Annotated in this window: 13 protein-coding genes; 5 read left to right on the forward strand and 8 right to left on the reverse strand. The window is 69.3% G+C overall.

Annotation, left to right across the window (positions count from 1 at the left end):
• Window positions 1-4: 4 nt before the first annotated feature.
• The gene (locus H074_RS29300; RefSeq protein ID WP_005166055.1) at window positions 5-457 is read right to left on the reverse strand and encodes a roadblock/LC7 domain-containing protein; all 453 of its coding nucleotides are present in this window, start codon (window positions 455-457) and stop codon (window positions 5-7) included.
• Window positions 454-3864 carry a sensor histidine kinase gene (locus tag H074_RS29305; RefSeq protein ID WP_007033696.1) on the reverse strand — a complete coding sequence of 1137 codons (3411 nt, stop codon included), beginning with the start codon at window positions 3862-3864 and terminating at the stop codon, window positions 454-456. Before H074_RS29305 ends, H074_RS29300 begins: the two co-directional genes overlap by 4 nt.
• A gap of 968 nt (window positions 3865-4832) precedes the next feature.
• On the opposite strand from H074_RS29305, the gene H074_RS29310 reads away from it, so the two are divergent.
• Together H074_RS29310 and H074_RS29315 are read left to right on the forward strand one after the other, a co-directional pair.
• A complete protein-coding gene (locus H074_RS29310; RefSeq protein ID WP_007033697.1) occupies window positions 4833-5255 on the forward strand; it encodes a DUF485 domain-containing protein in 423 nt (140 codons plus the stop codon).
• A complete protein-coding gene (locus H074_RS29315; RefSeq protein ID WP_007033698.1) occupies window positions 5252-6826 on the forward strand; it encodes a solute symporter family protein in 1575 nt (524 codons plus the stop codon). The genes H074_RS29310 and H074_RS29315 overlap by 4 nt, the downstream gene beginning before the upstream one ends.
• Window positions 6827-6919: 93 nt before the next feature.
• Here H074_RS29315 and H074_RS29320 read toward each other — a convergent pair whose 3' ends face one another.
• On the reverse strand, window positions 6920-7489 hold the full coding sequence (locus tag H074_RS29320; RefSeq protein WP_007033699.1) for a TetR/AcrR family transcriptional regulator: 570 nt from the start codon (window positions 7487-7489) through the stop codon (window positions 6920-6922).
• 137 nt (window positions 7490-7626) lie between these two features.
• Between H074_RS29320 and H074_RS29325 the strand changes: the two genes are divergently transcribed.
• A complete protein-coding gene (locus tag H074_RS29325) occupies window positions 7627-9048 on the forward strand; it encodes an MFS transporter (protein ID WP_007033700.1) in 1422 nt (473 codons plus the stop codon).
• On the opposite strand, the gene H074_RS29330 is transcribed toward H074_RS29325, so the two are convergent.
• The 5 genes from H074_RS29330 to H074_RS41155 all read right to left on the reverse strand — a co-directional run bounded on the left by H074_RS29330 (window position 9045) and on the right by H074_RS41155 (window position 11922).
• The gene (locus H074_RS29330) at window positions 9045-9398 is read right to left on the reverse strand and encodes a DUF3817 domain-containing protein (RefSeq protein ID WP_005166062.1); all 354 of its coding nucleotides are present in this window, start codon (window positions 9396-9398) and stop codon (window positions 9045-9047) included. The genes H074_RS29325 and H074_RS29330 overlap by 4 nt on opposite strands.
• Before the next feature lie 23 nt (window positions 9399-9421).
• On the reverse strand, window positions 9422-9790 hold the full coding sequence (locus tag H074_RS29335) for a hypothetical protein (RefSeq protein ID WP_007033701.1): 369 nt from the start codon (window positions 9788-9790) through the stop codon (window positions 9422-9424).
• 114 nt (window positions 9791-9904) lie between these two features.
• Window positions 9905-10789, reverse strand: a complete 885-nt coding sequence (locus H074_RS29340; protein WP_007033702.1) for a lytic transglycosylase domain-containing protein — start codon at window positions 10787-10789, stop codon at window positions 9905-9907.
• A gap of 131 nt (window positions 10790-10920) precedes the next feature.
• Window positions 10921-11403 (reverse strand): hypothetical protein, encoded by a 483-nt coding sequence (locus tag H074_RS29345; RefSeq protein WP_007033703.1) that lies wholly within the window; start codon window positions 11401-11403, stop codon window positions 10921-10923.
• A gap of 351 nt (window positions 11404-11754) precedes the next feature.
• Entirely contained in the window at window positions 11755-11922 is a 168-nt protein-coding gene (locus tag H074_RS41155; protein ID WP_007033704.1) for a hypothetical protein, read from the reverse strand.
• Window positions 11923-12042: 120 nt separating this feature from the next.
• Here H074_RS41155 and H074_RS29350 point away from each other — a divergent pair, with 120 nt between their 5' ends.
• A complete protein-coding gene (locus H074_RS29350; protein ID WP_007033705.1) occupies window positions 12043-12828 on the forward strand; it encodes a crotonase/enoyl-CoA hydratase family protein in 786 nt (261 codons plus the stop codon).
• Window positions 12829-12838: 10 nt separating this feature from the next.
• Window positions 12839-13363, forward strand: a complete 525-nt coding sequence (locus H074_RS29355) for a GNAT family N-acetyltransferase (protein WP_039923609.1) — start codon at window positions 12839-12841, stop codon at window positions 13361-13363.
• Window positions 13364-13378: the final 15 nt, after the last annotated feature.

The following is a 13378-nucleotide window of genomic DNA, read 5'->3' on the forward strand; positions in this document are numbered from 1 at the left end:
GACATCATCCCACCGGTTCGCCGATCAGCGACCCACCGGCGCCCTGCAATTGTGCGCGAAGTTCCGGAGTGAGGATCTGGCCGACGCGATCGACGAGCATCGTCATCTCGTAGGCGACCTGTCCGATGTCGCAGTTCGGGGCGGCGAGGATGGCCAGGCAGGAGCCGTCACTGATGGACATCAGCACCATGATGCCGAGCTCCATCTCGACGACGGTCTCGTTGACCGCGCCCGCCTCGAAACAGCGCGCGGCGCCCTGGGTCAGGCTCACCAGGCCGGACGCGACGGCGGCCAGCTGGTCGGCCCGGTCCAGCGGGAGCCTGCTGGACGCGGTGAGCAGGAGGCCGTCCGCCGACACGACCACGGCGTGCGCCACTCCGGGTACCCGCTCGGCGAAGTCATTCACCAGCCACCCGAACTGGTTCTGCTGGGGCTGGGCCGGGTTCGGCGAGGTCATTCACCCTCCAAGGTTTCGTGGTTGGCTTCGGTCGCCTGGGCTGTGTGGTGCCGTCCGCGCTGGATGCCCTGCTGGAAGCTGCTCAGGCGACCGCGCACGTCGTGCGCGTCTCGCTGTGGTCGGGGGGTGACCGCCCCGGCGGGCGGTCCCGCGCTGCCCGGGAGCAGTTGCTCCCCGCGACGGCGCCTGGGTAATCCTGCCGAAGTCATCCGCGAGGGCACGGACTGGGACACCGCTTGGGCGGCTTTCCAGCCTTCGTCGGAGCCGAAGTTCCAGGTGTCCGACTGCTCGGTGGCGGCGACCGGTTCCGGTTTCGGGGACGCGGCCTGCGGTTTCTTCTCGGGCTTCCGGCTCGGCAACGCGGCGGGCGGAGCCGCCGGACGCTCGGCCGTCCCCGTCCCCGTCTCCGTCGCCTTCGCGGGCTCGGCTGCCTTCGACGACTCGGGGGCCGCTGCCGGCTCGGGCCTCGCGTCCGGCTGGGCGGCGGGCTGGGCGGTGACCGGCGTGGCCTTGTCCGCCGCTTCCTTGCGCCCTCGCTTGACGCCCTGCTGGAAGCTGCTCAGCCTGCCCCGCACGTTCGCCGGGTCACGGACCGGCAGCTCCGACTTGGCGGCGGGTTCCGCGGCCGGGACCGACGACGCCGCGCTGCCCGGGAGGAGCTGCTCGCCCTTGCGGCGACGCGGCAATCCGGCCCGGGTGAACGTCGACGGGGCGTTCTGGGAGACCTCCTGCACCGTGCGGAAGGCCTTGTCGCTGGCGAAGTCCCAGGTGCGGGCCTCCTGCTCGGCGGTGGGAGCCGCCCCGGCCGTCTTCTTCTCTTCGGCTTCCTTCGCCCCCGGCTTCTCCTTCTTGACCCCGTGCTTTTCCGGAGCGGGCGCGGGCGAACGGAACCACACCGAGAGCATCTCGTCGAAGATCGGCGTCGTCTCCGACGCGGTGGGCGGCGGGGGCGGCGGGGCGGGTGTGGTCGCCTGGCTCCACCATTCGCTCAGCGTGGTGCTGTTCTTGGCCTCGAACAGTTCCTTGCCACTGGGCAGATCGCCTTCCGCCGGAGCGGGCTTCTCCGCCTCCTTGGCGACCGGTTCGGGCCGGGCGGCGGGTTCCGGTTCGGGGCGGCGGGGTTCCGATGCCGGCGGCTGGGCGGGCGGCGGTGTCGTCTCGTCCTTGGGGATCGGGCTGAACAGCGCCGTTCCCGAAATCTCCGGATCGGACGGCGGCCGCGGCTCCTGGGGGCGACTGTTCCCGTTGACCCCGGGCTTGGTGTGGCCTGCCAGATCGTTCGCCGACGGCCACCGCTCGCCGCCCTGCGGGGGCACGTTCGGCAGCGCCGGGCGCGAACCGTTCACGGGACGCTGACGACGGGGCAGGCTTCCCGGCTGCTGCGACGGCAGCGGCGCGAGGCGCTGGGTGATCGGGCCGGTGGCGGGGCCGGGGTCTCCCCCGGGCGGGACCATCACGAGGTCCGCCGGGACCGAGACGGTGGCGCGCACGCCGACGATGTCCTTGCCACCGTGCAGCGAGACACCGATGCGGTGCCTGCTGGCCAGCCGCCCGACCACGAACAGGCCCATCCGGCGTGAGGTGGTGAGGTCGACGCTGGGGGCCTCGGTGAGCCGGGCGTTGGCCTCGGCGACCTCGGCCTCGTTCATGCCGATGCCCTTGTCGAGGATGTCGATGCCGAACGAGCCGTCTTCGACGAGCCTGGTCGCGACGGTCACCTGGGTCTCCGGTGCGGAGAACGCCGTGGCGTTGTCCAGCAGTTCGGCGATCAGGCGCATCAGATCGTTGGCCGCGTACCCGACCAGCCGCACCGGCGGCGGGTTCTGCACGGTGACCCGCTGGTACTGCTCGATCTCGGACACCGCCGCGCGCACCACGTCGGTGGCGGAGACCGGCTGACCGGAGCGCCTGCCCGGCTCGGCGCCGGAGAGGACCATCAGGTTCTCGTTGTTGCGGCGCATGCGGGTGGCGAGGTGGTCCAGCTGGAACAGCGTGGCCAGCTGGTCGGCGTCCTCTTCGTCGCGCTCCAGCCGCTCGATCAACTGCAGCTGCCGCTGCACGAGGCTCTGGCTGCGGCGGGAGAGGTTGACGAACACGTTGCTGTAGCCGGTCCGCATCGAGGCCTGCTCGGTGGCCAGTCGCAGCGCCTGGTGGTGCACCTTGTCGAAGGCCCTGGCGACCTCGCCGATCTCGTCGTCGCTGCCGACCGGGACGGGCCGCACGTCGGTGCCCTGCGAGCGGCCCTCCTGGATGTTGCGGACCGCGTCGGGAAGCTGCTTCTCGGCGACATCGAGGGCGCTGGCGCGCAGCACCTTCAGCGAGCGCAGCAACTGGCGGGTGATGAGGAAGACGACGGCGACGGCGAGCACCATCGCGCCGAACAGCAGGACCGCGAGCAGACCCGCGCCGCTGCTGGCGTCGTCGACCAGTTCGGCCGAAACCGCGCTCGTCTCGCCGCCGAATTTGTTCGCGACCTCGCCGACCTTGCCGATCACCGCGGTCGAGGCATCGGTCCAGCCCTGCGCGGACAACGAGCGGAACGCCTGCGTGGACGAGGTTCCCTGTTCGCCGAGGGCGGTTTTCGCGAGCCTGTCGCGGTTTTCCATCGCTTCGGCGGTGACGGCGGCGCCGAACTCCTGGCGCTGCTGCTCCGAAGCGGCGGCGCGGAAGTCGGTGAAGCGGTCGGCCAGCCGGAGTTCGGCGGTGCGCAGCTGGTCGAGCTCGCTCGGCGCGAGGCTCGAACGCGCGATGCCGAAGGAGACCAGCGCCTGGCTCAGCGACAGTTGTTCCTTCATCACGGCGAGGTCGTGCAGCGCCGCGGGGGTGCCGCCGAGGACGTCTTGGCTGGCACCGGCCGCCAGCGCCGTGTCGAGGGCGAGCAGCGCGGTGGTCACGTCGGTGTACTCGCCGATCGCCTGGACGGGGTCGAGCTGTCCGGCGGAGGCCCGCTGGCGGATGTCGGCCAGCCTGTTCAGCTGGGCGGCCGCGGCGTCACGCGCCTGGCGGAGCGACGGCTCGTTCTCCACGGCCCGGGACGCGGCGGCGACGTAGAGAGGAATGGCGGTGTCGACGTCGGCGCGCGCCGAGCCGAGCTCCAAGGTCCCGCCGACGGTGCCCGCGGTCAGCCCGGCGGCGGACTGGGTGCGTTCGCGGCCGAGGCCGTCGGCGAGGGTGCGGATGTGCCCGCTCAGCGCGACGAAACGATCCAGCCGCTGGTAGCCGTCGGAACGGCCGACCTGGCCGGCGATGGTGGCGATGCCCAGTGCGAGCGCGATGAGGATCGGCACCAGCGTCACGGCCGACAGCTTCACCGGCAGGCTCCAGTCCCGCCAGCGCACGAGCGTGCGCCAGCCGGTGGCCCACCGAGATGGCCGGGGAGTGCGTCCCAGCAGCTCACCGACCGGCACTTGGCCTTCTCCTGCAACGGTCACGTAGGTGACTCCCTGTCCGGCGTCCTGGCACGTTCTGTGGCGTCCGTTCCCGCGAGGTACCTGCCTGCGGGGAACTCGGCCCCGGTCTGACCGCGTGACCGATCGCGACGAGAGGGACCTTGTCCGGCGATCCGCGTGTCCCCAGGAACACCGGTCCGCGTCGGGAGGTCTTGCACCTGCACGTGCAGGTCGCAACCTGCGAAGTGCATGGTCGTCGAGATCAACGTTCCTTTGCCAATCGATCACTGCGGGTCAGCCGGGCCAAAGAATCGTACACCAATCCAGGTGCCGTCAATTCCGTTCAGTACACGGCTGCTGACCAGCGAAAAGTGTGTATCCGAACGATCCGAGGGGCCCGAAAACCGCCCGCGCGTCACAAACGAGGGAATTCCGGTTACGGGTTGCGCGGATACACAGGTTACCCTTATCACCCGATCAGCCTACGTACGGTAGCCGCATCGCCCGTTTGAACTACTTTCCGTGCCCCCAACGGGTGGGTCAAGCCAAAATATGTGCCCGATGTTGTGGCCTTGCCATCCGAGCCGGTCCGATGCCGCCCGACATGGTGATTTCTTTCGAGACGCCCGGCGAAGCGGGCGATCTTCCCCCGCCCGGGGTCGCGGGCACGATATCGGAACCCGTCGTGCCCCGGTAGCGAAACTACGATCTGTCACCAAAATGAGGGATACAGCGTGGTCATCGCCCGTCGCCTGCCACAGTGGGCCGTTCGGACGACGACCCCGCGTGACAACACCGCTCACTATTACGAGTGATAAAGCCGGATCATTTCGGCCGAAACGATTTTCCGCAACACTAAAACGAGGAGAAATCGAATACAGGCTCGCGCCTTCACGGAACCGGGGTCGCCTATTCAGAGCGCGTGAAGCCGCAGTTAGTATGTGCGCTCCCGTACCGCGCCACGGATGCAAGTCCCGGAGGAACCCATGCCCGACGTCGCGCGTCCTTACGCGGCGAGCAACGCCCTGGAGGACACCGGACAGATGCCCGCGCTGTTCGCCCGCGAGCGCCAGTCCACTCCCCCGCCGCCGCGCGCCACCGGCCCGGACTTCGACCGGATCCAGCACGGCAAGGAGTTCGTCGCGCTCCGCAAGACCTTCCGGCGATTCGTGTTCCCGATGAGCCTGCTGTTCTTCACCTGGTACATGACGTTCGTGCTGCTGGCGGCCTACGCCCACGACTTCATGAGCCGGAAGGTGTGGGGCGAGATCAACGTCGGCATCCTGCTCGGACTGGGCCAGTTCGCCACCACGATCCTGATCACGATCGCCTACGTGAAGTTCGCCAACAAGCGGCTCGACCCCAAGATCGAGCAGCTGCGGGCCTCGGTCGGGGCCGGTGAGCGATGAGCATCCCCGACAACGACCCGGTACTGAACATCGCGGTGTTCGCGCTGTTCGTCGCGATCACCCTGTACGTGGTGTATCGGGCCAGCACGCGTAATTCCTCCACTTCGGACTACTACGCGGCGGGAAGCGCCTTCACCGGGCGGCAGAACGGCATCGCACTTTCGGGTGACTTCCTCTCGGCGGCGTCGTTCCTCGGCATCGCCGGGGCGATCGCGATCCACGGCTACGACGGCTTCCTGTACTCGATCGGGTTCCTCGTCGCGTGGATGGTCGATCTGCTGCTGATCGCGGAGCTGCTGCGCAACACCGGCCGCTTCACCATGGGCGACGTGCTGAGCTTCCGGATGAAGCAGCGCCCGGTCCGCGCCGCGGCCGCGACGTCGACGCTGGTGATCTCCTTCTTCTACATGCTCGCGCAGATGGCGGGCGCCGGTGGACTGGTGGCGCTGCTGCTGGACATCCACGGCGGCCTCGGCCAGGCGCTGGTGATCGGCGTCGTCGGTGTCATCATGGTCCTGTACGTGCTGGTCGGCGGGATGAAGGGCACCACATGGGTGCAGATCATCAAGGCGACCATCCTGCTGCTGACCGGCGCGCTGATCACCGTGTTCCTGTTCGGCAAGTTCGGCTTCAGCTTCTCGAACCTGCTCGCCGCCGCCGCCGACAACAGCCCTCTCGGTGACGAACTGCTGGAGCCGGGAGGCTCGTACGGCATGACCGAGATCACGAAACTCGACTTCGTCTCGCTGGCGCTGGCGCTGGTCCTCGGCGCCGCCGCGCTCCCGCATGTGCTGATGCGCTTCTACACGGTGCCGAATTCGCGCGAGGCGCGGCGCTCGGTGGTGTGGGCGACCGCTTGCATGACGATCTTCTATCTGTGCACGCTGGTCATCGGCTTCGGCGCGGCCGCGCTGGTCGGCCCGGAGGCGATCAAGAACGCGCCCGGCGGGGAGAACTCGGCAGCGCCGCTGCTCGCGCTGAACATCGGCGGCACCCTCCTGCTCGGCATCGTCTCGGCGGTGGCCTTCGCGACCATCCTCGCCGTCGTCGCAGGGCTGACGATCACCGCGTCGGCCTCCTTCGCCCACGACGTCTACGCCAACATCTTCAAGCGCGGCAAGGCGGAACCGGCCGCGGAGGTCCGCGTCGCCCGGCTGACCGCGGTCGCCGTCGGGGCGCTCGCGATCGTGGGCGGCATCCTGGCGAACGGGCAGAACATCGCGTTCCTGGTGGCGCTGGCGTTCGCCGTCGCGGCGTCGGCGAACCTCTCGACGCTGCTGTACTCGCTGTTCTGGAAACGCTTCAACACCACCGGCACCCTGTGGGGCATCTACGGCGGGCTGATCGCCAGTCTGGTGCTCGTGTTCTTCTCGCCGGTGATGTCCGGGGCCGCGGACTCGATCATCAAGAGCGTCGACTTCCACTGGTTCCCGCTGAAGAACCCGGGCCTGGTGTCGATCCCGTTCTCGTTCTTGTGCGGCTTCGTGGGCACCTTCGTCGGCCGATCGAAGGCCGATCCGGTCAAGCACGCGGAGATGGAGGTGCGGTCCCTCACCGGGATCGGCTCCTGAGGTGCCTGAAGCCACCGATGGCCGGCTCTGGCGGTGGGCCTCGTGAGTGGTAAAGACGGTTAGAACCGTCCTTACCACTCACGAGCACGGATCTCACGACACCCGGAGGCCGTCCAGCACGATCGCGAGAAGCCGCTTCGTGTCCTCCTCCGAAGCCTTGCTCGCGGCCGAACCCAGACCGTGGCCGAGCCGGAGGATGTCGACGCCGGCGACGTCGGCTCGGAGCACTCCCTCGTCCTGCGCCGCCTTCACGATCGTGTCCGCCGCGGCCCGCAAGCGCGACTGACACCAGCCGAAGACTTCGGAGCCGGCGTCGACGGACGCCTTCAGTGTCATCGCGAGCCCGTGCTTCTCGACCACGTAGATGACGTGCGTGGCCAGCCACGTCTCGAGCGCCTGCCCCGGCGGCAACTCTTCGAGCAGGTCGTACGCCTGCTGCGCCAGCCCGTCGATCTCGTCGCGGTAGACGGCCTCGATCAGCTTGTCGCGTGTCGGGAAGTGCCGGTACAACGTGCCCGCGCCGACACCGGCGCGTTTGGCTATGTCGTCGGCGGGCACGTCCACGCCGTCGGCGGTGAACGCCTCCTTGGCCACGGCCACGATGCGCTCGTAATTGCGCCGCGCGTCCGCGCGCATGGGGCGGGCCGGATCGGCCGTGACCATCTGCACCTCCTCGGGCGACGAAAACGGAGACGTTCTCCGAATTCGCTTGCGTAAGCGGAGACTGTCTCCATATCATCGCTCACGACCTCAAGTGGAGAGTCTCTCCGCTTCATCTCGTTACGTCTTTGGAGTATTCCTTGACCGAGCGAACCCTGCGTGCCGAGCCTAGGCCGGAGACCGCCGGGAGCCCGCCACCTCCGCACCGGCTGGTCCTCCCGATCATCCTGACCTGCCAGCTCATGCTCATCCTCGACGCGACGGTGATGAACGTCGCGCTCCCGCGCATCCAGTCCGAACTCGGCTTCACCGACACCGGCCTGTCCTGGGTGATGACGGCGTACAGCCTGGTCTTCGGCGGCCTGCTGCTGCTCGGCGGCCGGGCGGGTGACCTGTTCGGCCGCCGCCGGACATTCGTCGTCGGCGCGGCCGTGTTCACCGCCGCCTCCCTGCTCGGCGGCCTCGCCGGCTCGGCGGAACTGCTGATCGCCGCCCGGGTCGCGCAGGGCGTCGGCGCCGCGCTCGCCGGGCCGAGCACCCTGGCCCTGATCACCAGCACGTTCACCGAAGCCAAGGCCCGGGTGCGCGCGCTGGCACTGTTCTCGGCGATGTCCAGCAGCGGTTTCGCGATCGGCCTGCTGCTCGGCGGGCTGCTGACCGAATGGATCTCGTGGCGCGCGGCGCTGTACATCAACGTCCCGTTCGGGCTCGCGATCGTCCTGCTCACCTCGCGATACGTCGCCGATCCTCCCCGTCGACGCGCCCGGCTGGACCTCCCCGGCGCGGTCACCGGCACCTTCGGCGTCGGCTCGCTCGTTTTCGCCTTCACCCACGCCGCTTCGCACGGCTGGGGCGACACGATCACCCTCGGCGGCCTCGCCGCCGGGCTGGCGTTGCTGGCCGCGTTCCTCACGATCGAGACCAGGGTGAGCGAACCGCTGATCCCCTTGCGCCTGTTCGCCGAACGTGACCGCGCCGCGGCCTACGTCAATTTCTTCCTCGGGCCGATGGCGATGATGTCGATGTTCTTCTTCCTGACCCAGTTCCTGCAGGACATCGCGGGGTTCGCCGCGCTGGAGACCGGCTTCGCGTTCCTGCCGATGGCGGCCTGCATGTTCCTGCTGAGCAGGCTGATCCCGAAACTGCTCCCCTGGTTCGGGCCGAAACCGCTCGCGCTGACCGGGACCGCGCTGATGACCGGCGGGGTCGTCTGGCTGACCACGCTCACCACGGACAGCGGCTACTTCTCGCATCTGCTCGGGCCGATGCTGCTGATGGGCGTGGGCGCGGGGCTGGCGTTCTCCCCGCTCAGCGTGATCATCATGGCGACGGTGCCCACCGCCGACGCGGGTGCCGCGGGCGGCGCGTTACAGACGTTGCAGCAGGTCGGGGCGACACTGGGGCTGGCGATCCTGATCACCGTGTTCGGCGCGGTGACGCGGACCCCGTCCGGAAGCCCGGCGGAGACCACGGTCGGCGGGATGACCGCCGCCTTCACCGTCGCCGCCGCGGTGACGGCGGTGTCCTTCCTGGTGGCGCTGACCTTCCGGCGCCGGGCTTAGAGCTTGGCGCCCGCCTGGACCTTGTGCGTGACCTTGCGCTCCATCACGAACGAGAAGAACGGGATGCAGCCGGCGATCAGCACGAGCAGGGTGCCCTTCATCGACCAGCGGGCCTTGATCGCGAGGTCGACCGCGAGCAGGAGGTAGATCAGGTAGAGCCCGCCGTGGACCATGGGGATCATCTTCACGAACTGGGGAAGTTCCACGCGGAAGACGTACTGCAGCAGCATCTCGACGACCAGCCCGAGCAGGGCCACACCGGTGGCGTACGCCGCGACACGGAACCGGATCAGCGGTCCGCCGAGCGAGACCGGGCGGGCCGGGGCGGCGTCGTCAGTTCGGGTGGTCATAGGGTCTCGAACCTCTCTGGGGACTACTTGTCGCGGGCGTTGAGTTCGCGCAGGTACCTGTTGTACGCGGCGAGCTCGTCGTCCTCGGGGGGCGGCGGCGCCGGGGCACGCCGCCGGGGCGCGGGCACCTCGGGGACGGCGGTCTCGGCCACCGCTTCCTGGGCGTCGGCCTCGGCGGCGCGGCGGCGAAGCTTGCGGATCCGCCAGAACATGAACGCGGGGAACAGCCCGAACAGCGGCCACTGCAGGACGTAGCCGAGGTTCTGGAACGTCCCGCTGGCCGAGGAGAACCGCTCCCACTGCCACCACGCGAGCCCGCAGCACAGCGCCAGGCTCACCAGGCAGACGCCGGCGATGCCGAGACGGCGCAGGGTGACGGACGATGCGGACACGCATCGACGCTAGCACTGGGCGCGCGGCGAAACTTCGCCGACCTGGGCGCTCGGGACCTTGGTCCCGGGTCCCGTCTCGTGAGTGGTAAGGACGGTTCTAACCGTCCTTACCACTCACGAGCGGGACTGCACGGCCTTCGCGTAGTCGTCCGCGAGCCCGAAGACCTTCTGCGCGTACTCCGTCGAGTTGTTGTAGGACAGGATTCCCTGCCACCACCCCGAGGCGGCCGACATGTCCCGGTTGTTCACGCACAGGTAGCGCGCCGCCGCCAGCGTCGCGTCGTCGATCTGCTGCGGGTCGCCGACGCCGTCGCGGTTGCCGTCGGCGGCGTACCGGCGCCAGGTGCTGGGGATGAACTGCATCGGCCCGACCGCGCGGTCGACGGCCGCGTCCCCGTCGAACTGACCGCCGTCGGTGTCGCCGATCGCCTTCACACCGGGCGACCCGTCGAGCGGGACGCCGATGATCGGCTTCGACGGCCGTCCGTCCTGGCCGAGGACGGCCCCGCCGTACTGACCGTGGTTCGATTCGATCCGGCCGATACCCGCCAGGGTCGCCCACGAGATCTTGCAGTTCGGTTGCATCTGACGCATCGCCAGTTCGGCGTTGCCGTAGGCGAGCAGCGCCCTGGCCGGGATTCCGGTCGCCTGCGCCGCCCGCTCGGTCCAAGCGGCCAGGGGGTCCTTGCCCGGCTTCGGCTGCGCCTGCTGCGGCACGGTCTGCTGGGTGGTGCCGCCCGCGAGGGTGGCGTTGACCGGGGCGACCGAACCGGGTTTGACGTCGGCCGCCTTGACCTGCAGCGCGGGGATCTCCATCGTCGTGGGGCTCGCGACCGGGGCGGACGCCTTGGTCACCAGCCAGATCCCGCCCCCGGCGAGGCCGAGTACGGCCAGCACGATCACCAGCCTGCCGAGTACGGCGGCGCCCGCCCCGCGGCGTGGCGGAGCGGGCGTGGCCGGGTCGGCGACGAGCTCGTCGTTTTCCGGGGTGGTGCGCACGAAGCGAGTCCTCCAGCGTGGGCGGCGATCACGACCGATGCTCGAACAACGAGCCCGCGCAGGTTAGCGTTACGCGGTAGCCGAGATCGCCCTTGCCACGCCGGTTCACCCGCGCGTGCGAGAAGTTCTCGTCAGGCGGACTTCTGCTGCCTCGCCAGCCTCGCCACGCACCAGGCCGGGGCACTGCCGCGGCGAAGGTGCTGCAAAACGGTCATCGGGCCGAGACGGCGGCTCAGGTCGGACGGGGCGAGCCCGGCCGCGCGGTAGTCGAGGGCGCGCTGGTCGAGCGGGCTGATGCCCGCGTCCCACCAGGCTTCGGCTTCGGCGACGCCGCCGACCATCTGCCACCAACCGGCGGCCGCGACGAGCAGGTCCTGCGGAACCTCCGGGAGACGACGGCGCATGGCGTCGAGGTAGCCGGGGTCGGCCGCCTCGACCGGCGCCCAGCGCGCCTGACCGGACTGCTGACGCTGGCCCGGGATTCCGGGAGCCTGCCGGGGCACGTCGGCCAGCCACGCCGACGCGATGCGGTCGGCCTCCTGTTCCTCGGGGGTTTGCTCACGCTCGGCCGCCCACTGCCGGATCAACGCATCGACTCCGGGATCTCCGGTCATCCCTGCCTCCTCTTGATTCCCCGACTGACAAGTCCTGACTTACTTGCCCGGCTGGAAGTTCCCGCTGCTCTGGGGCTTGCACCTGCGGAAACTCCTCGCCCAGGAGGCCGGCTCCGGCGCCTGGAGGACCAACCGATCACGCAATGTGAGCACCGTAGGGGCGCGGAGGTCTTTTCCGCCAGAGCTTCCGGGACACGAATTCGTCGACCAGCGGGTTTTCGAAGGCAATCCACCCGGATGGTCGAGTCGTTCGACCGAAATCCGGGGCGGATGACTCTGAGTGATAACCGCTGGTGGCTGCGCACGGCGATCACCGGCGTCACCAGGGACACCGGTGAACGTCGAGACGGGTCAGGAAAAGAGGCTCCGGACGAAGGTCACGATGGCTTCGGCACCGGATCGGAGCCAGCCGAGCGCGGTGTGGACGGCGTCGGCGGATTGCGTCGGCCTGCTGATCAGAAAGAAGAGCACGAGCGCGACGACGGCGATGACAACGAATTTCTTCAAGCCGGGCGACATGGCTCCATCCCATCACACCGTAGTGTCCAGACGATGACTCCGCGCGCACTGCGGACTTTGTCACCACTTTAAGGAGAATCGGGCCCAGTTGCCCACCCGGATTCCTTGAGGGAGCGATCGATGAGCGAAAACGTTCTCGTCCACCGGGACGGGCCGGTGACGACGATCACGCTGAACCGCCCCGAGTCCCGCAACGCGGTGGACGGACCGACCGCGAACGCGCTGGCCGACGCGTTTCGCGCGTTCGACGCCGACGAGGAAGCCGCGGTCGCCGTCCTCACCGGTTCGGGTGACGCATTTTGTGCCGGAGCCGATCTGAAGGCCGTGGGAACCGACCGCACGAACACCCTCAGTCCATCGGGTGACGGGCCGATGGGCCCGACACGCATGACCCTGTCGAAGCCGGTGATCGCCGCGGTGCGCGGGCACGCCGTCGCGGGCGGCCTGGAACTGGCGCTGTGGTGCGACCTGCGGGTCGCCGACAGCACAGCCGTCTTCGGCGTGTTCTGCCGCCGCTGGGGTGTGCCGCTGATCGACGGCGGCACGGTGCGCCTCCCCCGGTTGATCGGGCATTCGCGGGCGATGGACCTGATCCTCACCGGCAGGCCGGTCGACGCCGACGAGGCGCTCGCGATCGGACTCGCGAACCGGGTCGTGCCCGACGGCGAGGCCCTGGCGGCCGCGCAAGCACTGGCGCGCGAACTGGCCGCGTTCCCCCAGGCGTGTCTGCGCGCGGATCGCAAGTCCGCATACGGCCAGTACGGACTCACCGAAGACGAGGCGATGCGGACCGAGTTCTCGAACGCGCTGATCGGCGGCGGGCTCGCCGAGGAGGCCGTCGCGGGCGCGAGCCGGTTCAGTGACGGCGCGGGGCGTCACGGGACCTTCGACGGCCGGCGCCCCTAGTCTCTGTCGGATGACAGAAACCGGAGTCGCGCTCAGACCGGTGTACGAAGACGACCTGCCGACGCTCGAAGCACTGACGAACGATCCGCGGGCCGCGGGCCCGTTCGAATGGCACGGCTGGCACGACCCGCATTTCCTGCGCCGCCGCTGGGCCGAGACCGGCATGCTCGCGGCGGACAACGGGATGCTGATGATCGAGCTCGGCGGACAGCGGCTCGGTTTCGTCTCCTGGCACAAGACCAGGACCGGCTCGACGTCGTACTGCTGGAACGCCGGGCTGGTGCTCATTCCCGAGGCACGCGGCCACGGCTACGGGACCGAGGCCCAGCGGCTGCTGGTCCGCTACCTCTTCGCGCACACGCAAATGAACCGGGTCGAGGCGTCGACGGAGATGGGCAACACCGCCGAGCAGCGCTCCCTGACGAAGGCGGGCTTCACCAGGGAGGGCGTGCTGCGCGGCTACGGGTTCCGGGACGGGGCCTGGCGTGACCACGTCCTCTATTCGATGCTGCGGTCCGATCTTGACGGGGGCTGAAAGCGGCCTTCACCG

The sequence above is a fragment of the Amycolatopsis decaplanina DSM 44594 genome (genome assembly GCF_000342005.1).
In the GTDB taxonomy this organism is placed as follows: Bacteria; Actinomycetota; Actinomycetes; order Mycobacteriales; family Pseudonocardiaceae; genus Amycolatopsis; species Amycolatopsis decaplanina.